This window comes from Achromobacter spanius (genome assembly GCF_029637605.1).
Taxonomy (GTDB): Bacteria; Pseudomonadota; Gammaproteobacteria; order Burkholderiales; family Burkholderiaceae_B; genus Achromobacter; species Achromobacter spanius_E.
On record NZ_CP121261.1, the window covers coordinates 5,446,885 to 5,465,691 of the forward strand.

The window sequence follows — 18,807 nt, forward strand, 5'->3', positions numbered from 1 at the left end:
ACAACGGGGACGGCTTGCGGGCATGCTTGATGCCTGAGTAAACCCCAAGCTCGTGAACCCACCAAAGGATATAGGCATGACTTCTACGGATCCGGCAGCCTGGATCGGCAGCGGCGAACGCAAGCCGGACGCCATGGACCCCGGCCACGCCGCGCGCATCGCGGCCACCCTGGGCGGCATTGCCCCGGCCCAGGGCGACGCCTTGCCGCCCTTGTGGCAGTGGGCGTTTTTCATCAGCACGGTGGGCATGGATGGCTTGGGGACAGATGGCCACCCTTCGCGCGGCGGCTTCCTGCCGCCCGCGCAGGACCGCAACCGCATGTGGGCGGGCGGCCGGGTGGAATTCCGTCAGCCCTTGAAGGTGGGCGTGCCTGCCGAGCGCGTCTCCACGGTGCTCAAGGTGGAAGAGAAAGCGGGCCGCACCGGCGCCTTGCTGTTCGTCACCGTGCGCCACGAATACCACCAGGCGGGTGAAATCGTCATCCAGGAAGAGCAGGACATCGTCTACCGCCAGCCGTCGCCGCCCAAGCTCGTGGGCAGCGAACCCGCGCCAGACGCCCAATGGCGAGACACCGTCAACCCCACGTCCGTGCTGCTGTTCCGCTATTCGGCGGTGACGTTCAACGGCCATCGCATCCATTACGACCACCCCTATGTGACGGAAGTCGAAGGCTATCCAGGCCTGGTCGTCCACGGCCCGTTGATCGCCACGGAAATGGTCGCGGCGTTCACCCGCGCCCATCCGAAGGCACGCCCCACGCACCTGAGCTACCGCGGCCTGCGTCCGCTGATTTCGCCCACCCCCTTCCAGGTGGCCGGCCGCTTGACCGAGCCGGGCGTCGCCCAGTTGTGGGCCGAGCAGGACGGCACGCTGGCCCACCAAGCCGAACTGAGGTTTACCGAATGAGCACACCGGCATCCCGCCCCTTGGACGGCATTACCGTCGTCAGCCTGGAACACGCCATCGCCGCGCCGTTTTGCACCCGCCAATTGGCGGACATGGGCGCGCGCGTCATCAAGATCGAACGGCCGGGCAGCGGCGATTTCGCGCGTGGCTACGACGAGCGCGTGCGCGGCCTGTCTTCGCACTTCGTCTGGACCAACCGTTCCAAGGAAAGCCTGACGCTGGATCTGAAACGCGAAGAGGCTGGCGACGTCATGCAACGCCTGCTGGAGTCGGCCGACGTGCTGGTGCAAAACCTGGCGCCCGGCGCGGCGGCGCGCCTGGGCCTGTCGTTCGACACCTTGCACGCACGCTTCCCGCGTCTGATCGTTTGCGACATCTCGGGTTACGGCGAAGGCGGCCCGTACCAGGACAAGAAGGCGTATGACCTGTTGATCCAGAGCGAAAGCGGCTTTCTGTCGGTCACCGGCACGCAGGACGATCCGGTCAAGGCCGGGTGTTCCATCGCCGATATCGCGGCGGGCATGTATGCGTATTCAGCCATCCTGAACGCCTTGCTGCTGCGCCAGAAAACCGGCCTGGGCAGCCGCCTGGACGTGTCCATGCTGGAGAGCATGGTCGAGTGGATGGGCTTTCCCATGTACTACGCCTTCGAAGGCGCCAAGCCGCCCGTGCGCGCGGGCGCGGCGCATGCGTCCATCTACCCCTATGGCCCGTTCCCGGTGGGTGATGGGTCGACCATCATGCTGGGCCTGCAGAACGAACGCGAATGGCGAGTGTTCTGCGCGCAGGTGCTGCGCCAGGCCACGCTGGCCGAAGACCCGCGTTTCATCTCGAATTCGCAGCGCACCGCCAACCGCGACGCCCTGCGCGATTTGATCGTGGCGGCGTTTGCGGACTTGTCGATTGAACAGGTTACGCAGCGGCTGGAAGACGCGCAGATCGCCAACGCCCGCGTCAACGACATGGCGGGCGTATGGGCGCACCCGCAATTGCAGGCGCGCGCGCGCTGGAGCCAGGTCGACAGCCCGGCGGGCATGCTGCCCGCCTTGCTGCCGCCCGCCAGCAGCAACGCCTTCGCGCCGCGCATGGCGGCGGTGCCCGGCGTGGGCCAAAACACGGATGCGGTGCTAGCATCGTTGGGATACGCGCCGGATCAGGTGGCGCAATTCCATGCATCGGAGGTCGTGTGACGCATTCCGTCGTTCGTAGCGCCCTGTTCGTGCCGGCGTCCCGCGCCGAGCGCATCCCCAAAGCGCTGGCCGCGGGGGCCGACACCGTTATCGTGGACCTGGAAGACGCCGTCGAGCATCTGGCCAAGGCGTCCGCCCGCGAGGCACTGTGCGACTTCCTGGGGACGCATCGCGACGTCCGCCTGTGGGTGCGCATCAACGATGCCTCCACGTCCTGGCACGACGATGACTTGAAAGCGTGTCGCGGCCGGCCCAACATTGCCGGTATCCTGCTGCCCAAGGCCGAAACGCTGGCGCAGGTGCGGCATGTGGCGCAGACCGGGCTGCCGGTCATTCCCCTGATCGAAACCGCGCGCGGGATGTTGAATGCCGGCGAGGTCGCGGCCACACCCGGCGTGGCGCGGCTGGCGTTCGGCAGCCTGGACTACGCGCTGGACATGGGCCTGACGCCCGACACGCCCGGCGCCGAGACGGTGCTGGACCACGCCCGCGTGCAGGTGTTGCTGCATACCCGTTCGGCGGGCCTTGAGCCTGCGCTGGACGGCGTATTTCCCGGCGTGCAGGACACGTTCGGCCTGAGTCAGGCGGCCAGCCGCGCCCAGCAGATGGGATTCGGCGGCATGCTGTGCATCCACCCGGCGCAAGTGCCGGTCATCCACGCCGCCTTCGTGCCGGCGCGCGAAGAGCTCGACTGGGCGCGCCGCGTTATCGCCGCGCATCGCGATACGGCGGCGGGCACCTTCATGCTGGACGGCAAGATGGTCGATGCGCCCGTCATCGCGCGCGCGCGCCTGGTGCTGGCGCAAGCCGGCGAACAGGCGCCCACATGAGCGATGCGCTCTTCATCGGGCACACCTACATTGACGTCACCGTGCTGGCGGACCAATGGCCAACCGGTGACGAAAAAAGCGTGGCGCGGGACTACGCCGTGTCGTTCGGCGGCAACGCCGTCACGGCGGCATTCGCCTGCGGCCGGCTGGGCACGCCGCCCGATCTGATCTGTTCGCTGGCCCCCGACTGGCTGGGCCATATGTACACCGACATGGCGGCCGCGCACGGCATCACGCTGCATTCGCGGCATGTGCGCCGTTCGTCGCTGTCGTTCATCATGCCCAGGCACGGCAAGCGCGCCATCGTGCGGGCGCGGGACGTTGAATACCTGAATGAGTTTCCGAAGCTGGATATCGGCGGCTATCGCGCACTGCACCTGGACGGCCACCAGCCCGACGCCGCGCTGCATTACGCGCGGGCGTGCCGTCAAGCGGGCGTGCTGACGTCGTTGGACGGCGGCGGCATGCGCGAGAACACCGACGAGCTGCTGCGGTTTATCGACGTGGCGGTCTGCGCGGAGCGCATGTGCGAACAATTGGGCTTGAGCCCGGAAGGCTTGCTGGACCTGCTGAAAGCCCGAGGCTGCCGTATCGGCGCCGTCACGATGGGCGAGCGCGGCATGCTTTGGTACGACGAGACGGGGCGGGTGGATACCTTGCCGTCGTTGGACGTGCCAGGCGATCGCATTGTGGACACGTCAGGGGCGGGCGACGTGTTTCACGGCGCTTATGTGTGGTCGTACTTGAACCGGCCCGAATTGCCTTGGCTGGAACACTTCACCTTCGCGCGCGCGGCGTCTGCGCACAAGATTCAATTTTTGGGGAACGAGGCCGGGTTGCCGCGGGTTGAGGATGTGGAGCGCGCGATGATGGGGTTCGCGGCGAAGGGGTGATTGTTTGGGGGGCGTAGGGCGGGGGTGGTGGGACCGGTTGCAGCGCAAGCCGAACGACCTCCATTCGGTAGGACATAAGGCTTGACTCATTCCACGGCATCGCTCGTTCCTAAAAACGACCATACCGTGATGCTAGAAGTGTTACCTATGTCCCCGAACACCCGTTACCCATGTCCCCGGTCCGTACATGGTGGGACTCGGCCGATGGGTTCCGCGCGATGGACGGTGGTTTTCGCGTGACGATCATGCCGCGCTTCACCCATCCTACGGTGTGGGTTGGTGTTCGTTGGCGACCCGTCGGTACGTGGGGGTGTGGCGTATTGGCGTGGCAGATGGGTTGCGCGCGATGGGGGGCTTGGGCTTTTCTGATCTGGTTCTCGCGCTTCACCCATCCTACGGTGGGGTGCTGTTCGTTGGCGACCCATCGGTACGTGGGGGTGTGGCGTATGGGCGTGGCAGATGGGTTGCGCGCGATGGGGGCTTGGGCTTTTTTGACCCGGTTCTCGCGCTTCACCCATCCTACGGTGCATGCTGGCGCCCTGTCCTTACGTAGGATGGGTGAAGCGCGGGTTGGCCGTTACGCGAAAATCACCGTCTATCGCGCGTAACCCATCACCCCACCACCCGCTCAATCGCTTGATCCCGAATCTCATCAATCCATGCCGAAATCGGCCGGCCTAGCACCACCATGTCCGCCACCAGATCACGCAGCGGCAACAGCACGAACGCGCGTTGATGCATCCGTGGATGCGGCAAGATCAGCCGTTCGTGATTCAACGCCACGTCCCCATACATCAGCAGGTCCAGGTCCAGCGTGCGAGGCGCGTTCCTATACGGACGCTGCCGCCCATGCAGATTTTCCAGCGCCTGCAGCGTATCCAGCAACGCCAGGGGCGAAAGATCCGTGTCCAGCGCCGCGACGGCATTCACGAAATCTGGGCCGGCGGCCTCGACCGGGGCGCTGCGGTAGAACGGTGACGCCGCCACCGCCTTGATGCCGTCCGAGGCCTGCAGTTCGGTCAGCACGCCACGCAAGGTGGCCGCGCTGTCGCCCAGGTTGGCGCCCAGGCCGATATAGGCGCGGACCAAGGGGGGCGACACGAACTTACTCGGGGGTGGACGGGCCGCGCGACGGCGAGCGGCGCGGGCGCCGACGCTTGCGCGTGGACGACGACGAGGCCGGGCCGCTGGGGCCACCGTCGCCGGCTTCGCGCGGCAGCCGCGAGACTTCTTCGATCATGTCGGCGCGGGTGACGTCGTCGGCATTGGCCAGGTCCATCCACCACTGGGCCAACACGCTGTCGAACTCGCCGGCGGCGGCGCGCAACTGCAGGAAATCGCAGGAGGCGCGAAAACGCGGTTGTTCGATCATGCGGAAAATCGTCTTGCCCATGCGGCGTTCAAAACGCGGCTGCATGAACCAGATTTCGCGCATGTCCGACGAGAAGCGGCGCTGGATGGCCAGCTTTTCGGTCTGCTCGTCCAGCACGGAATCCGCCGCTTGCGAAAGCGCCGGAATGGTGTGTTCGCCTTGTGCGCGCAACTGTTTCCAGCGCACATCCACCTGCTGCCACAGCAGCGCGGCAAACAGGAAGCTGGGGCTGATCGTCTTGCCGGCGCGCACGCGCGCGTCGGTGCGTTCCAGCGCCAGTTCCACGAAGTGCTCGCCACCGGGCTGTTCCAGCACCACGTCCAGCAAGGGCAGCAGGCCGTTGTGCAGGCCGTCGGCGCGCAACTGGCGCAGGCAGTCCATGGCGTGGCCGCAGGTCAGCAGCTTGAGCATCTCGTCGAACAGGCGCGAGGCCGGCACGTTTTCGATGAGCTCGGCCATGGTGCTGATCGGCTGGCGCGTGGCCGGGTCGATCGTGCCGTTGAGCTTGGCGGCGAAACGCACGGCGCGCAGCATGCGCACCGGGTCTTCGCGGTAACGCTTGACCGGGTCGCCGATGATGCGGACCTGGCGCTTTTTCAGGTCGGCCACGCCGTCGTGGTAGTCAATGACTTCCTCGTTGTGCGGGTCGTAGTACAGCGCGTTCATGGTGAAGTCGCGGCGCTTGGCGTCTTCTTCCTGCGAGCCGAATACGTTGTCGCGCAGGATGCGGCCGTGCTCGTCGGTTTCCTGGTCTTCGGACGCGGGGGCGCGGAAGGTGGACGTTTCGATGATTTCCTGGCCGAACACCACGTGTACCAGCTGGAAGCGGCGGCCAATGATGCGGGCGCGGCGAAACAGCGGGCGGATCTGTTCGGGCGTGGCGTTGGTGGCCACGTCGAAATCCTTGGGCTCAAGGCCCACGATCAGGTCGCGCACCGCGCCGCCCACGATATAACCTTCATAGCCGTGCTGGCGCAAGACTTCGCAGACCTTGATGGCGTGGCGCGAAACGTTACGGCGGTCGATGCCGTGCTTGTCGCGCCCAATGCGCAACGGCCCCCGAGGTGCCGGCGCGAACAAGCGGCCGACGAATTTTTTTATGGTTTCAGTGATCATTTATGACTTCGAGTCTTCCATGTGGTCGAACAAGTCGATCACTTGCCAGCCACGGTCTTGCGCGATGGTGCGCAGGGTTGGGCTGGGGTTGGCGGCGATCGGACGGGTCACCTTTTCGAGCAGGGGTACATCATTGACCGAATCGCTATAGAAAAACGATTCGGGGAAATCCGCAAGCCCAAATCCCATATTGGCCAGCCAATCGTTCACACGGACCACCTTGCCTTCCTTGAAACTGGGCGTGCCCAGGATGCGGCCGGTGTAGCGGCCGCGCAGGTATTCGGCGTCGGTGGCCACCAGGTGCGGCACGCCGAAGGCGCGCGCGATGGGGGCGGTTACGAAGCTGTTGGTGGCCGTGACGATGGCGCACAGGTCGCCAGCGTCCAGGTGAGATTGAACCAGCGCGCGCGCGTCGGCGGTGATGGACGGGCGGATGACTTCGCGCATGAATTCCTCATGCCAGTCGGCCAGGTCGAACGGCGAATGCGCCGCCAACAGGCCCAGCATGAACTCGGCGGCCTGTTCGGCGGTGAGTTCGCCGCGGTTGTAGCGGTCCATCAGGTCGTCGTTCTGGCGGCGGGCTTCGTCGGGGTCTCCCGCGCGGCCTGTACGGGCCAGATAGTCGGCCCATTGATAGTCGCTATCCAGCGGCAACAGGGTGTGGTCCAGGTCGAACAGGGCGAGACGTCGGGATGTCATGTGCGTTGCGAATCAGGATCTGCGAGCATGGCGCGCAGCAATGGCAGGGTGATGGGACGGCCGGTGGCCAGGGAGTAGCGGTCAAGCGCGTCGATCAATGCGGCCAGCTTGCGGATGTCGCGCTCGTGGTGGATCAGCATCCAATTGATGATTTCAGGCGCCAGGTGCATGCCGCGTTCAGCGGCCTGCGCGGACAGGGCCGCCAGCTTGTCGGCGTCTGACAGCGGGTCCAGGCGGAACACCAGGTCCCAGCCCAGGCGCGTGCGCAGGTCTTCACGCAGCGGCATCGAAAGCGGGGCGCGGTCGCCCGCCAGTGCCAGCGCAAAGGCGCGGCCCGTGGCGGCGGATTCACGCCAGCGGTTGTAGAGCGCAAACAGGGCGGCCTGGCGGCTGTCGTCCATGCGGTGCACGTCGTCAACGGCCACGAACTTGGGCATGGGCGATTTGGAATCGGCTTCGGCCAGGCGGCGCAGCATGGTTTCGCCCTTGGCTGGGTCGATGAAGACGGCGTCCGGGCGCGCGGTCAGTGCACGCAGCAGGTGGGTGCGGCCGCAACCGGCGGCGCCCCATATATACAGGGCGCGGCCGGGATTCAGCGCGCGCACGGCTGCCAGCGCTTCCCCGTTGGGGCCGGCGATATAGTTGTTCAGCGATGGCGCTGGCGCGGGAAGAACGTCAAGCAACAGCTGGCGGTTCATGAGAGGTTATCAATCAGGCTTGTTCGGTACTTCCAAGGCCCTGCGTGGTACTGGGTACGCGGGGCCCGCTGCGGCGCGATGGGCAGGCCGATGTTGCCGGAAAAGCCAAAAAACGGTGATGCACGGGGCCGATTCGGGTATTGCCCGCCAGAAACTGGCAAAATCCAACCCGGCCAACCCAACACTTTAAACCACCTGGGGGCATGGTGTCGCGCTCAAGGGCTTTGCCAGGCTTGGGTTTGCGCCCTTTTGGCCCCGGCGGCGGCCCGTCCCGCCCGCATTGCTTTCGCGATGCGCGACCGGCCGGCACCCTGCACAAGCCCACAACATCGTAAAATGCGGGGCGTTCCACCAAATTCCCAGCAATTGTTACATACCCCACGGCATTTCTCATGACGAATCAACCTAAAGCCCCCTTGACCTACCGCGATGCCGGTGTCGACATCGACGCAGGCGACGCCCTGGTCGACCGTATCAAACCCCTCGCCGCGCGCACCATGCGCCCCGGGGTGCTGGCCGGTATCGGCGGCTTTGGCGCGCTGTTCGAAGTGCCCAAGAAGTACAACGAACCCGTGCTGGTGTCGGGCACCGACGGCGTGGGCACCAAGCTGCGCCTGGCGTTCGAGTGGAACCGCCACGACACCGTGGGTATCGACCTGGTCGCCATGAGCGTCAACGACATCCTGGTGCAGGGCGCCGAGCCCCTGTTCTTCCTGGACTACTTTGCCTGCGGCAAGCTTTCGGTGGACACGGCGGCGTCGGTGGTGGGCGGCATTGCCAAGGGCTGCGAATTATCCGGCTGCGCGCTGATCGGCGGGGAAACCGCTGAAATGCCGGGCATGTACCCGGACGGCGAATACGACCTGGCCGGCTTCGCGGTGGGCGCGGTGGAAAAATCCGCGATCATCGACGGCAAGTCGATCAAGCCGGGCGACGTGGTGCTGGGTCTGGCCTCCAGCGGCGTGCATTCGAACGGTTTTTCGCTGGTGCGCAAGATCATCGAACGCGCCGGCGCCAAGCCCACCGACGACTTCCACGGCCAGCCGCTGGTTGACGTCGTGATGGCGCCCACGCGCATTTATGTGAAGCAAGTGCTGGCCGCGCTGGCCAAGCATGGCACCGACATCAAGGGCCTGGCCCACATCACCGGCGGCGGTTTGCTGGATAACGTGCCGCGCATCCTGCAGGCCGGCCTGTCGGCCAAGCTGCATCGCGATGGCTGGGAAATGCCCAAGCTGTTCCAGTGGCTGCAAGAGCAGGGCGGCGTGGAAGATACCGAAATGCACCGCGTCTTCAACTGCGGCATCGGCATGGTGCTGGTGGTGGACGCGGCCCAGGCCGACGCCATCGCCGACACCTTGCGCGAGCAGGGCGAAACGGTCAGCAAGATCGGTGAAATCGTCGAGCAGACCGAAGGCATGGCGCAGACCTTCGTGGTGTAAGCCCGACCGGTTCCGCGCGAACGAAAAACCCGCCGCTGGCGGGTTTTTTAATGGGCGGACGGCACGCTCGTTGCTACGAGCGCTTGCCGGCCAGCGCCATCGCCACCGCGTCGATGGTTTGCGCCACCGCGTCGCTGGCCAGGCAGTCCACGATGACGCGGTCGGGCTGGGCGCGCAGCCAGGTGATCTGGCGCTTGGCCAACTGGCGCGTGGCGGCAATGCCCTGTTCGCGCGCGGTGGCCAGATCCACCTCGCCATCCAGGTGCGCCCACATCTGCCGATAGCCCACGCAGCGCACGGACGGCAGGCCAGGATGCAGGTCGGGGCGCGCGCGCAAGGTGCGGACCTCATCAAGCAGGCCCTTGGCCAGCATGGCGTCAAACCGCTGTTCGATGCGCGCGTGCAGCGCGGCGCGGTCGGACGGTTCCAGGCTGATGGTCAGGTAGTGGTTGGCGTCGTCATCCGGCTTTTGCTCGCCGCGCCGCAAGAGGGCCGACATGGGCTGGCCAGTCAGTTGGCAGATTTCCAGGGCGCGCTGGATGCGCTGGCTGTCGTTGGGCGCCAGGCGCGCCGCGGTGACCGGGTCCAGTAGCGCCAGTTCGGCATGCAGCGCGGGCCAGCCTTGGATGGCGGCGCGGGCCTCGATCTCGGCGCGCAGGGCGGGGGCGGCCTGGGGCAGGTCATCCAGCCCCTCACGCAGCGCCTTGTAATACATCATGGTGCCGCCCGCCAACAGCGGAATGCGCCCGCGCGCGCGGATCTCGTCGATCAGACGGAGTGCATCAGTGCGAAATTCGGCGGCCGAATACGATTGCGCGGGGTCCAGGATGTTCAGCAGATGTTGGGGGACGCGCGCCTGCTCCTCGGGCGAGGGCTTGGCCGTGCCGATGTCCATGCCACGGTAGATGGTGGCCGAATCGACGTTGACGATTTCCATGGGCCAGCGCTCGGCCAGCGCCAGCGTGGACGCGCTTTTGCCGGCGGCGGTGGGGCCGGCCAGGCAGATGACGGGCGGCATGTCCGGGGGCAGCGAAGAAGGTGGGGACGAGGGCAAGCTTATTGTCCGCGCAGAAAGAGCTTGTCCAGGTCGGACACGGACCATTGCACCCAGGTCGGGCGACCGTGGTTGCATTGGTCGGCGCGTTCGGTGGCTTCCATCTGCCGCAGCAGCCCGTTCATTTCTTCGATGGTCAGCTTGCGGTTGGCGCGCACGGAACCGTGGCAGGCCATGGTGGACAGCAGCTCGTTGCGTTGTTCGGTCAGCAGGCGCGACACGCCCACGGCGCCCAGGTCGCGCAGCACGGCGCGCGCCAGCGTTTCGATGTCGCCGCGCGCCAGGATGGCGGGCACGGAGCGCACGGCGATCGACGTCGGGCCGGACGGGCGCATTTCGAAACCCAGATCGTTCAGTTGGGTGTCGAATTCCTCGACCAGGGCCACGTCTTTTTCCTGGGCGTGGAACACCACGGGCACCAGCAGGTCCTGGCGCGGCAGGCTGCGGGCGTCCAGCGCCTGCTTCAATTGTTCGTAGACGACGCGTTCGTGAGCGGCGTGCATGTCCACCAGCACCATGCCCCGGCGGTTCTGCGCCAGGATGTAGATGCCGTGCAATTGCGCCAGGGCCATGCCCAGCGGATGCTCTTCGTCGACGGGCAGGGTGGGGGCGGACCGGGGCTCGCTGATCGGCGTGACCTTGGTGGCCGTGTCGTCATTGAGCGGCCGGTACAGCGACTGCCAATCGGCGGCGGGTATGCCGGCGGGTTCGGCATGCAGGCGGAACGGCACCTGGGTGTGGGCGCGTTGCGGGGCGGGCGACGGGCGCAGGCCATAGGCGGCGTTCTGGCCGGTGTAGCCGGGGCGGGGAGCGTTCGGGGCGGCGGCGTCGCCGTCTTGGGGGCGCGCGTGGGCGGAGGCCGAGGTGGCGTCGGCGATGGCACTCGCACCGTCGGCCACGCCTGAGCCCGAGGCCTGGCCCGGACCCGAGCCCGAGGGGGAGGTCTGGTTCGAACCCAAACCCGAAGCCTGGCCCAAGCCAGGGCTGCCGGACGCGACGGTTTCAAAGCCGCCGTCTTCGCCTTGATCCTGTCGCATGGGCGCAACCGCCGACGAGCCACCGGTCTGCGCCAGCGTCTGGCCAACCGCGTGAGACACGAAGCGGTGCACGGCGCCACTGTCGCGAAAACGGACCTCGTGCTTGGCCGGGTGCACGTTCACGTCCACGGCGGCGGGGTCGATGTCCAGGAACAGCACGTAGGCGGGTTGGCGGTCGCCGTGCAGCACGTCGGCGTAAGCGGCGCGCAGCGCGTGGCTGACCGTGCGGTCGCGCACGTAGCGGCCGTTCACGTACAGGTATTGGCGGTCGGCGCGGGCGCGCGCGGCGGTCGGGCGGGTGATCATGCCAGCCAGGCTGACGGCGCCGACCGAGTGCGACAGCAAAAGGCCGTGTTCGGCGAATTCCGCGCCCAGCACGTCGCGGATGCGCTGAGGGGGTTCGGCCGGCAGCCACTGGCGCTGTGCGCGATCGTGATGGAACAGGCGGAACGCAATCTGCGGGTGTGCCATCGCAATCCGCTCCATCGCATCCACGCAATGGCCGAACTCGGTGGCCTCGGACCGCAGGAACTTGCGCCGGGCGGGCACGGCGTCGAACAGCTGACGTACGTCCACGGTGGTGCCGGGCGGCCCGGATGCCGGGCTGACCTGCATGCTGCCGGCGTCGATCTGCCAGGCGTGCTCACCGTCGCGGGTGCGCGAAATGATGGTGACCTGGGCCACGGACGCGATCGAGGCCAATGCTTCGCCACGAAACCCCATCGACGCCACGGATTCCAATTCGTTCAACGACCGGATCTTGCTGGTGGCGTGGCGGGCCAGCGCCAGCGGCAATTCGTCGGGCGGAATGCCACCGCCGTCATCCGTCACGGCGATACGGCGGATGCCGCCGCCCTCCAGGCGCACTTCGATGGCGCGGCCGCCCGCGTCAATCGCGTTCTCAAGGATTTCCTTGAGCACGGAGGCGGGCCGCTCGATCACCTCACCAGCGGCGATCTGGCTGATGAGCAGGTCGGGAAGCGCAAGAATGGAACGGCGTTCTGTCATTAGGCGTAGGTCTGGTGGTGCTGTGTGGAGGATTTTAGCGTCATGGGCCGGTGGGCTATAGTCGCGAAGGTTTAACCCTTCTTTCGAATTCCGGGCTGCTGATGCTTGAATTTTTCAATATGGTGCTCCACATCGACAAGACGCTGGGCGTCTGGGTCGCGCAATATGGCGTGTGGGTGTACCTGGTGCTGTTCCTGATTGTCTTTGCCGAGACGGGGCTGGTCGTCATGCCCTTTCTGCCCGGCGATTCGCTGCTGTTCATTGCGGGCGCGTTCGGCGCCACGGGGCATATCGACCCGGTGCTGATGGCGGTGCTGTTGATCGTGGCGGCCATCACAGGCAATACGCTGAACTACATGATAGGGCGCTACATCGGCCCGCGCGTGTTTTCCATGAACGTAAGATTCCTGGACCGCGGCGCGCTGATGCGCACGCACGCGTTCTATGAAAAGCATGGCGGGAAAACAATCGTGATGTCGCGCTTCATCCCGGTCGTGCGCACGTTCGCGCCATTCGTGGCGGGCGTGGCGGACATGTCGATGTCGCGCTTTCAATTGTTCAATATTCTGGGCGCGCTATTGTGGGTGATCAGCCTGGTTGCGGCCGGATACTTCTTCGGCAACATCCCCTTGGTGCGCGAACACCTGAACACCATCGTCCTCTTGGGCCTGGCCGCGGCCATCGTCCCCGTGGTAGGCGCCGGCATTTTCAAGCTGATCAAATCCCGTCGGTCGTAGGATGGGTGCAGCGCGGCAAAACGGATGCAAGAACACCACCGTATGCCGCGCGAAACCCATCAAGCAGCGGTGGAGCGAACAACGCACCCCCCACATGAACGACGTAACCTATCACCACCGCGCTGATATCACCCCAGCCGCGCCAGCGGCGGGTTTGCGGTGAAGTAGCGTTGGATGCCGGTCATCATGGCTTGAGCCAGCTTCTCTTGATGCGAATTGCTGCGCAACAGGGCCTCTTCCTGCGGGTTGCTGATGAAGGCCGTCTCAACCAGCACGGACGGAATGTCCGGTGCCTTCAGCACGGCGAAGCCGGCCTGTTCGACGCTGTTCTTGTGCAGACGGTTGATCTTTTTGATCTCGTCCAGGAAGGCGTTGCCGACCTTGAGCGAATCATTGATCTGCGCGGTGGTGGACAAGTCCAGCAGCACCTTGGCGACCTGGCGGTCGTGGCTGCCCAGGTTGACGCCGCCGATCAGGTCGGCCGCGTTTTCCTTGTTGGCCATCCAGCGCGCTTGAGCACTGGTGGCGCCGCGCTGCGACAGCGCAAACACCGATGAGCCATTGGCTGACGGCTTGACCCAGGCGTCCGCGTGGATCGAGATGAACAGGTCGGCGTTCACCCGGCGCGCCTTCTGCACGCGCACATGCAGCGGCACGAAATAATCGTTGTCGCGGGTCAGGTAGGCACGCATGTGAGGCTGGCTGTCGATCAGCGCCTTCAGGCGCCGCGCAATGCGCAGCACCACGTCTTTTTCGCGTAGCCCGCTACGGCCGATGGCACCCGGGTCTTCGCCGCCGTGGCCCGGGTCCAGCGCGATGGTCAGCGTGCGTGGCTTGCGGCTGGCGGTGCCGGTAGGCGGCTTGGGCGCGGTGGGCAGGGGTGGGGCGGGTTGCTGGCCGCGCACGCGCGGCGCTTCGGGCGGATCGGCGCGCGTGACCGGGTTGCGTTGGATGTCTTCAAGAATGCGCGCCAACGGGTCGTCGACGTCGGGGCCGCTTTGATTCAGGATGGCAATAAGCGGATCCTGGGCGATCTTCGGATACAGGTCCAGCACCAGGCGGTACTGGTAGTCGGCCACGGGCTTGAGCGTGAACACCTGGGGCGCCACGGGCTGCTTCAGGTCAAATACCAGCCGCACCACGTTCGGGCGGTTCTGCGCCACGCGCAGGCTTTGGATGTAGGGATCATCAGGCCGGACCTTGGACACCAGGTCGTTCAGGGCGGCGCTAAGGGTCAGTCCCTCGATGTCGACCACCAGCCGGTGGGGATTTTCAAGGGTGAATTGTTCCGCCTTGAGTTCGCTGTCGAGCTCCAGCGTGACCCGGGTGTATTCGTCGGCCGGCCAGGTCCGGACAGCCAGAATCGTTGCCGCCTGCGCCAAGCGAGGCAGGACCGGCAAGACGAGCAGCGTGGCGGCGACGCTGATCAGGCGGCGCCGGGTGGCGCCTGTGGAGGGGAGGGCGCCGTCTTGGGCGGGGGGACAATCGCGTTCAACCATGTTTGTCCTCGAGCGGTGTACGCGGTCAGGGTGGCATCGCGGCCGTCATCGGCATAAGCCAGGGAAATGAGCAAGTCGGGAGGGGGCAAAAGGCCCTCGGCCCGCTCTGGCCATTCGATCAAAACCACCGCGTCTTCACGCAGTAAATCCCGAAATCCTGCGTCTAACCATTCGCGCGAATCACTAAATCTATAAAAATCAAGATGATAGAAGTATAAGTTAAAAACTTTATAGGATTCAAGCAGCGCGTAGCTGGGACTTTTGATTCGGCCCGTGACGCCGCATTCGCGCAACAGGGCTCGGGTGAAGGCTGTTTTGCCTGCGCCGAGGTCCCCTTGAAGGTGGATGCAAGCGCCCGCGGGGCCAGTCTGTCCCCCTGAAACCAAGGGGGCAAGCTGGCGCGCAAGCGATTCCGTGGCGGCTTCGTCGGGCAGGTGCAAGGTCAGGGTGCAAAGAGGGGCGGACATGGCGCGGGGCGAGTGGTAAAAAACGATGAAGAGATCTCGGATTGCCGCAATTATAGGAATGCGGGTTTCTGCTAATCTTATAAGTGATTGCTATTCTCAATATGTCGCTTCGGGCGGACACCGCCACTTGCGACTGACAGCCGCCACGGAGTTGTACGCGCCATGAAGACCCGCATCGAAAAAGACACGTTTGGGCCCATCGAAGTCCCCGAGGATCACCTCTGGGGCGCCCAAACGCAACGTTCGCTGCATTTTTTCGCGATTTCCACCGAAAAGATGCCTGTGCCGCTGGTCAACGCCATGGCCCGCCTGAAACGCGCGGCCGCCAAGGTCAACGCCGAACTCGGCGAGCTGGACCCGAACATCGCCGATGGCATCATCCGCGCGGCCGACGAGGTCATCGCCGGCAAATGGCCCAACGAGTTTCCCTTGTCGGTCTGGCAAACGGGCTCGGGCACCCAAAGCAACATGAACATGAACGAAGTGCTGGCCAACCGCGCGTCCGAACTCTTGGGCGGCGTGCGCGGCGAAGAACGCAAGGTGCATCCGAATGACCACGTCAACCGCGGCCAATCGTCCAACGACACCTTCCCGACCGCCATGCACGTGGCGGCCGCCGTCGAAGTCGAGCATCACCTGCTGCCCTCGCTGAAACAGTTGCGCGCCACCCTGGCCGAGAAAAGCGCCGAGTTCTATGACATCGTCAAGATTGGCCGCACCCACCTGCAGGATGCGACGCCGTTGACGCTGGGCCAGGAACTGTCGGGCTATGTGGCGCAACTGGACCTGGCGGAGCAGCAGATTCGCGCCACCTTGCCGGGCTTGCATCAATTGGCCATCGGCGGCACGGCGGTGGGCACGGGCCTGAACGCGCATCCGCAATTCAGCGCCAAGGTGTCGGCCGATCTGGCGCATGCAACGGGCACGGCTTTCGTGTCGGCGCCCAATAAGTTCCAGGCGCTGGCCTCGCACGAAGCGCTGCTGTTCGCGCATGGTGCATTGAAGTCGCTGGCGGCCGGCTTGATGAAGATCGCCAACGACGTGCGCTGGCTGTCCAGCGGCCCGCGCTCGGGCCTGGGCGAGATCAGCATTCCGGAAAACGAACCGGGCAGCTCCATCATGCCGGGCAAGGTCAATCCGACGCAATGCGAGGCCATCACCATGCTGGCCGCGCAAGTGTTGGGCAACGACGTGGCCATCAATATCGGCGGCGCCAGCGGCAACTTTGAACTGAACGTGTTCAAGCCGCTGGTGATCCACAACTTCCTGCAATCGGTGCGCCTCTTGACCGACGGCATGGCCAGCTTCAATGCGCATTGCGCGGCCGGCATCGAGCCCAACCACGAACGTATCGCCGAACTGGTGGATCGTTCCCTGATGCTGGTGACGGCGCTGAACCCGCACATCGGCTACGACAAGGCCGCGCAGATTGCCAAGAAGGCGCACAAGGAAGGTTTGTCGCTGAAGGAATCGGCCCTGGCGCTGGGTTATGTGACCGAAGCGCAGTTCGCCGAATGGGTGGTGCCTGGGTCCATGACCAACGCGCACAAGTCGTAATTGGCGCGATCGCAGCCGCTGTTGCCGCTGGGGTCGCCCTGATGGCAGCCCCAGATGGCCGGGACAGATGGCCGCCCTTGATGGGCGGCCATTTTTTTGCAGAGATCCGGCCTACGCGGTCAGCATCAGCCACAGCGGAATCGTGGCGGCCGAGAACAGCGTGCCCAGCGAAATCAGCACCGCCACCATCCGCCCGTCTCCGCCCATGCGCATGGCCAGCACGTAAGCGGCCGATGCGGTCGGCAAGGCGGCAAACAGCAACAGCATGCGCGCTTCAAGCGGCGGCAGGCCCACTAGCCGCGCCACGCCCAGGGCCACCGCGGGCAGCGCCACCAGCTTCACGGCCAGCATCCATGTGATCAACGCGCCGTAGCCCTTGCCGCCCTCCCACGCGAGGCTGGCGCCCACGCACAGGATGCCCAGCGCCAAGGCCGCCGCGCCCAGGCGCGCCAGCACCGTGTCCACGGGCCCGGGCAGTTGCAAGCCGGCCAGGTTGCAGGCCAGCCCCAACAGGGTTGAGACAACCAGCGGATTGCGCGCCAGTTCACGCAGCAGATTGCCGCCGTTGTGGCGAGCCAGCCCGTAGACCGCGGCTACGTTGGCCATGGGCACCGCGAAGCCGACGATCAGCGCCATCACCGTCTGCCCTTGCGAACCGGCCAGGCTGGCCGACAGCGCCAGCCCAATATAGGTATTGAAGCGGTACCCGCACTGCGCCGACGACGCCAGCCCCAGCGAGGACGGCCGCAGCACCAGGCCCGCCAGCCAGGCCATGGCCACGCCCGCCACGATCACGGCCGCCGTGGCCTGTAGCAGCAGGGCGGCGTTGCCGGCCGTGATGGGGGTACGAAGAATGGATTGGAACAGCAGCGCGGGGAACAGCACGAAGTACACAAGGCGTTCGGTGCCCGCAAAGAATTCGCGTGAAAAACCCAGCTTGTGACGTAGCGCCCAACCCAGCGCAACCAGCATGAAATCAGGGAAAACCAGAAGGGCAACCGACATGGGACCAGGGTGTTTTTGTAGGGGCGCGGGCCGGGATCGGCGCGCTATGCGGGTGTAAGCATTTGCTGCTATTCTCCGTCATTCTGGCGGGCGCGTCTGCCACAAGCAATTCATAAAAGCAGCGCCACACACGCTGCACAGAAGCAAAGCGCTCCCACCGTTATCTGCTGGCCCGTCTACAGACGAGACCATCTCAAAACGGTCCGTTCACATACGGGCTCGCAATCTTGGAGGAAACACACCTATGAATAAAGTTCGCTCCCTGGCCTTGGCTATCGCCGTGGCGACTGGCGCCGCCGGCACGCTTGGCGCCTCCGTCGCGCATGCCGCCGACAAGTACCCCAGCAAGCCGATCCGCGTGATCGTTCCCTTCGCGCCTGGCGGTTCCACCGACATCATCGCGCGCCTGGTGACCCAGCGCATGAGCCAGGAACTTGGTCAGCCGATGGTTGTGGAAAACAAGGGTGGCGCGGGCGGCGCCATCGGCGCGTCGGAAGCCGCACGCGCTGATGCCGACGGCTACACGCTGTCGATCGCCACGGTCTCGACCATGGCCGTCAATCCGGCCTGCCGTCCGAAGGACCTGCCGTACGACCCGATCAAGGACTTCCAGCCGGTCACCAACTTCGCCAACACGGCCAACGTGGTTGCCGTGAACCCGAAGTTCCCGGCCAAGGACTTCAAGGGTTTCATCGAAGAACTGAAGAAGAATCCGGGCAAGTACTCCTATGGCAGTTCGGGCACCTGCGGCGTGCTGCACTTGATGGGCGAATCGTTCAAGATGGCCACGGGCACCGACATCGTGCACGTGCCGTACAAGGGTTCGGGCCCGGCCGTGGCGGATGCCGTCGGTGGCCAGATCGAAATCCTGTTCGACAACCTGCCGTCGTCGATGCCGCAGATCCAGGCTGGCAAGCTGCACGCCATGGCCATCGCCTGGCCTGAACAGATTTCCTCGATCAAGGGCGTGCCCACGTTCAAGGAAGCCGGCTTCCCGGTGCTGAACCAGCCGGTCTGGTATGGCCTGTTGGCGCCCAAGGGCACGTCGATGGAAATCGTGAACAAGCTGCGCGACGCCGCTGTCGTGGCCCTGAAGGACCCGAAGGTCATCAAGGCGCTGGACGACCAAGGCTCGGCACCGTCGGGCAACACGCCGGAAGAGTTCGCCAAGGAAATCAAAGAGCAGTTTGACTGGGCGCAAGGCGTCGTGAAGAAGCAGAACATCAAGCTGGATTGATGCGGCATGGGGCCGGCCCGTGGGCCGGTTTCCAACGCCAGTAAAAACGGGCGCCTTGA

General features: G+C 65.3%; 17 protein-coding genes. 8 read left to right on the top strand and 9 right to left on the bottom strand.

Translation table 11 applies throughout. From position 1 onward, the window contains the following. Positions 1-76: 76 nt before the first annotated feature. Genes P8T11_RS24265 through P8T11_RS24280 form a run of 4 tightly spaced genes read left to right on the top strand, consistent with a single transcriptional unit; the run spans position 77 to position 3,820 of the window. Positions 77-907: an FAS1-like dehydratase domain-containing protein gene (locus P8T11_RS24265; protein WP_268079659.1), complete on the top strand. Its 831-nt coding sequence runs from the start codon at positions 77-79 to the stop codon at positions 905-907. Further along, a complete protein-coding gene (locus P8T11_RS24270; protein ID WP_268079658.1) occupies positions 904-2,097 on the top strand; it encodes a CaiB/BaiF CoA transferase family protein in 1,194 nt (397 codons plus the stop codon). Before P8T11_RS24265 ends, P8T11_RS24270 begins: the two co-directional genes overlap by 4 nt. Next, complete coding sequence (locus P8T11_RS24275) at positions 2,094-2,927, top strand: HpcH/HpaI aldolase/citrate lyase family protein (RefSeq protein WP_268079657.1); 834 nt, start codon at positions 2,094-2,096, stop codon at positions 2,925-2,927. The genes P8T11_RS24270 and P8T11_RS24275 overlap by 4 nt, the downstream gene beginning before the upstream one ends. Then, positions 2,924-3,820 carry a sugar kinase gene (locus P8T11_RS24280; RefSeq protein WP_268079656.1) on the top strand — a complete coding sequence of 299 codons (897 nt, stop codon included), beginning with the start codon at positions 2,924-2,926 and terminating at the stop codon, positions 3,818-3,820. The genes P8T11_RS24275 and P8T11_RS24280 overlap by 4 nt, the downstream gene beginning before the upstream one ends. A 612-nt stretch (positions 3,821-4,432) precedes the next feature. On the opposite strand, the gene P8T11_RS24285 is transcribed toward P8T11_RS24280, so the two are convergent. Genes P8T11_RS24285 through hda form a run of 4 tightly spaced genes read right to left on the bottom strand, consistent with a single transcriptional unit; the run spans position 4,433 to position 7,705 of the window. After that, positions 4,433-4,921 carry a 2-amino-4-hydroxy-6-hydroxymethyldihydropteridine diphosphokinase gene (locus P8T11_RS24285; protein ID WP_268079655.1) on the bottom strand — a complete coding sequence of 163 codons (489 nt, stop codon included), beginning with the start codon at positions 4,919-4,921 and terminating at the stop codon, positions 4,433-4,435. A gap of 4 nt (positions 4,922-4,925) precedes the next feature. Continuing rightward, positions 4,926-6,308 carry a polynucleotide adenylyltransferase PcnB gene (pcnB, locus tag P8T11_RS24290; protein WP_268079654.1) on the bottom strand — a complete coding sequence of 461 codons (1,383 nt, stop codon included), beginning with the start codon at positions 6,306-6,308 and terminating at the stop codon, positions 4,926-4,928. Then, on the bottom strand, positions 6,309-7,007 hold the full coding sequence (locus P8T11_RS24295) for an HAD family hydrolase (RefSeq protein ID WP_100853006.1): 699 nt from the start codon (positions 7,005-7,007) through the stop codon (positions 6,309-6,311). After that, on the bottom strand, positions 7,004-7,705 hold the full coding sequence (gene hda, locus P8T11_RS24300; protein ID WP_268079653.1) for a DnaA regulatory inactivator Hda: 702 nt from the start codon (positions 7,703-7,705) through the stop codon (positions 7,004-7,006). Before hda ends, P8T11_RS24295 begins: the two co-directional genes overlap by 4 nt. A gap of 392 nt (positions 7,706-8,097) precedes the next feature. Here hda and purM point away from each other — a divergent pair, with 392 nt between their 5' ends. Next, positions 8,098-9,147, top strand: coding sequence for a phosphoribosylformylglycinamidine cyclo-ligase (gene purM / locus P8T11_RS24305; protein WP_268079652.1), 1,050 nt, complete (start codon positions 8,098-8,100; stop codon positions 9,145-9,147). A 73-nt stretch (positions 9,148-9,220) separates the two neighbouring features. Here purM and miaA read toward each other — a convergent pair whose 3' ends face one another. Together miaA and mutL are read right to left on the bottom strand one after the other, a co-directional pair. Next, positions 9,221-10,165: a tRNA (adenosine(37)-N6)-dimethylallyltransferase MiaA gene (gene miaA / locus P8T11_RS24310; protein WP_268082511.1), complete on the bottom strand. Its 945-nt coding sequence runs from the start codon at positions 10,163-10,165 to the stop codon at positions 9,221-9,223. A 38-nt stretch (positions 10,166-10,203) separates the two neighbouring features. Beyond that, on the bottom strand, positions 10,204-12,246 hold the full coding sequence (gene mutL / locus P8T11_RS24315; RefSeq protein WP_268079651.1) for a DNA mismatch repair endonuclease MutL: 2,043 nt from the start codon (positions 12,244-12,246) through the stop codon (positions 10,204-10,206). Positions 12,247-12,347: 101 nt separating this feature from the next. Here mutL and P8T11_RS24320 point away from each other — a divergent pair, with 101 nt between their 5' ends. Then, complete coding sequence (locus P8T11_RS24320) at positions 12,348-12,983, top strand: VTT domain-containing protein (RefSeq protein ID WP_268079650.1); 636 nt, start codon at positions 12,348-12,350, stop codon at positions 12,981-12,983. Positions 12,984-13,111: 128 nt separating this feature from the next. Here P8T11_RS24320 and P8T11_RS24325 read toward each other — a convergent pair whose 3' ends face one another. Both P8T11_RS24325 and tsaE read right to left on the bottom strand, forming a co-directional pair. Then, positions 13,112-14,482 (bottom strand): N-acetylmuramoyl-L-alanine amidase, encoded by a 1,371-nt coding sequence (locus P8T11_RS24325; protein ID WP_268079649.1) that lies wholly within the window; start codon positions 14,480-14,482, stop codon positions 13,112-13,114. After that, complete coding sequence (tsaE, locus tag P8T11_RS24330; RefSeq protein ID WP_268079648.1) at positions 14,410-14,949, bottom strand: tRNA (adenosine(37)-N6)-threonylcarbamoyltransferase complex ATPase subunit type 1 TsaE; 540 nt, start codon at positions 14,947-14,949, stop codon at positions 14,410-14,412. The genes P8T11_RS24325 and tsaE overlap by 73 nt, the downstream gene beginning before the upstream one ends. 162 nt (positions 14,950-15,111) lie before the next feature. Here tsaE and fumC point away from each other — a divergent pair, with 162 nt between their 5' ends. Continuing rightward, complete coding sequence (gene fumC, locus P8T11_RS24335) at positions 15,112-16,506, top strand: class II fumarate hydratase (protein ID WP_268079647.1); 1,395 nt, start codon at positions 15,112-15,114, stop codon at positions 16,504-16,506. 111 nt (positions 16,507-16,617) lie between these two features. On the opposite strand, the gene P8T11_RS24340 is transcribed toward fumC, so the two are convergent. Next, positions 16,618-17,511, bottom strand: coding sequence for an AEC family transporter (locus tag P8T11_RS24340; protein ID WP_268079646.1), 894 nt, complete (start codon positions 17,509-17,511; stop codon positions 16,618-16,620). A 244-nt stretch (positions 17,512-17,755) separates the two neighbouring features. On the opposite strand from P8T11_RS24340, the gene P8T11_RS24345 reads away from it, so the two are divergent. Further along, positions 17,756-18,748: a tripartite tricarboxylate transporter substrate binding protein BugE gene (locus P8T11_RS24345; protein ID WP_268079645.1), complete on the top strand. Its 993-nt coding sequence runs from the start codon at positions 17,756-17,758 to the stop codon at positions 18,746-18,748. Positions 18,749-18,807 lie beyond the last annotated feature (59 nt).

Excerpts from the sequence above, each read along its gene's own strand:
- P8T11_RS24265 (WP_268079659.1), top strand. The coding sequence starts at position 77 with ATGACTTCTACGGATCCGGCAGCCTGGATCGGCAGCGGCGAACGCAAG.
- P8T11_RS24270 (WP_268079658.1), top strand. The coding sequence starts at position 904 with ATGAGCACACCGGCATCCCGCCCCTTGGACGGCATTACCGTCGTCAGC.
- P8T11_RS24280 (WP_268079656.1), top strand. The coding sequence starts at position 2,924 with ATGAGCGATGCGCTCTTCATCGGGCACACCTACATTGACGTCACCGTG.
- pcnB (WP_268079654.1), bottom strand. The coding sequence starts at position 6,308 with ATGATCACTGAAACCATAAAAAAATTCGTCGGCCGCTTGTTCGCGCCG.
- P8T11_RS24295 (WP_100853006.1), bottom strand. The coding sequence starts at position 7,007 with ATGACATCCCGACGTCTCGCCCTGTTCGACCTGGACCACACCCTGTTG.
- hda (WP_268079653.1), bottom strand. The coding sequence starts at position 7,705 with ATGAACCGCCAGCTGTTGCTTGACGTTCTTCCCGCGCCAGCGCCATCG.
- purM (WP_268079652.1), top strand. The coding sequence starts at position 8,098 with ATGACGAATCAACCTAAAGCCCCCTTGACCTACCGCGATGCCGGTGTC.
- miaA (WP_268082511.1), bottom strand. The coding sequence starts at position 10,165 with ATGCCGCCCGTCATCTGCCTGGCCGGCCCCACCGCCGCCGGCAAAAGC.
- mutL (WP_268079651.1), bottom strand. The coding sequence starts at position 12,246 with ATGACAGAACGCCGTTCCATTCTTGCGCTTCCCGACCTGCTCATCAGC.
- P8T11_RS24320 (WP_268079650.1), top strand. The coding sequence starts at position 12,348 with ATGCTTGAATTTTTCAATATGGTGCTCCACATCGACAAGACGCTGGGC.
- P8T11_RS24325 (WP_268079649.1), bottom strand. The coding sequence starts at position 14,482 with ATGGTTGAACGCGATTGTCCCCCCGCCCAAGACGGCGCCCTCCCCTCC.
- tsaE (WP_268079648.1), bottom strand. The coding sequence starts at position 14,949 with ATGTCCGCCCCTCTTTGCACCCTGACCTTGCACCTGCCCGACGAAGCC.
- fumC (WP_268079647.1), top strand. The coding sequence starts at position 15,112 with ATGAAGACCCGCATCGAAAAAGACACGTTTGGGCCCATCGAAGTCCCC.
- P8T11_RS24340 (WP_268079646.1), bottom strand. The coding sequence starts at position 17,511 with ATGTCGGTTGCCCTTCTGGTTTTCCCTGATTTCATGCTGGTTGCGCTG.
- P8T11_RS24345 (WP_268079645.1), top strand. The coding sequence starts at position 17,756 with ATGAATAAAGTTCGCTCCCTGGCCTTGGCTATCGCCGTGGCGACTGGC.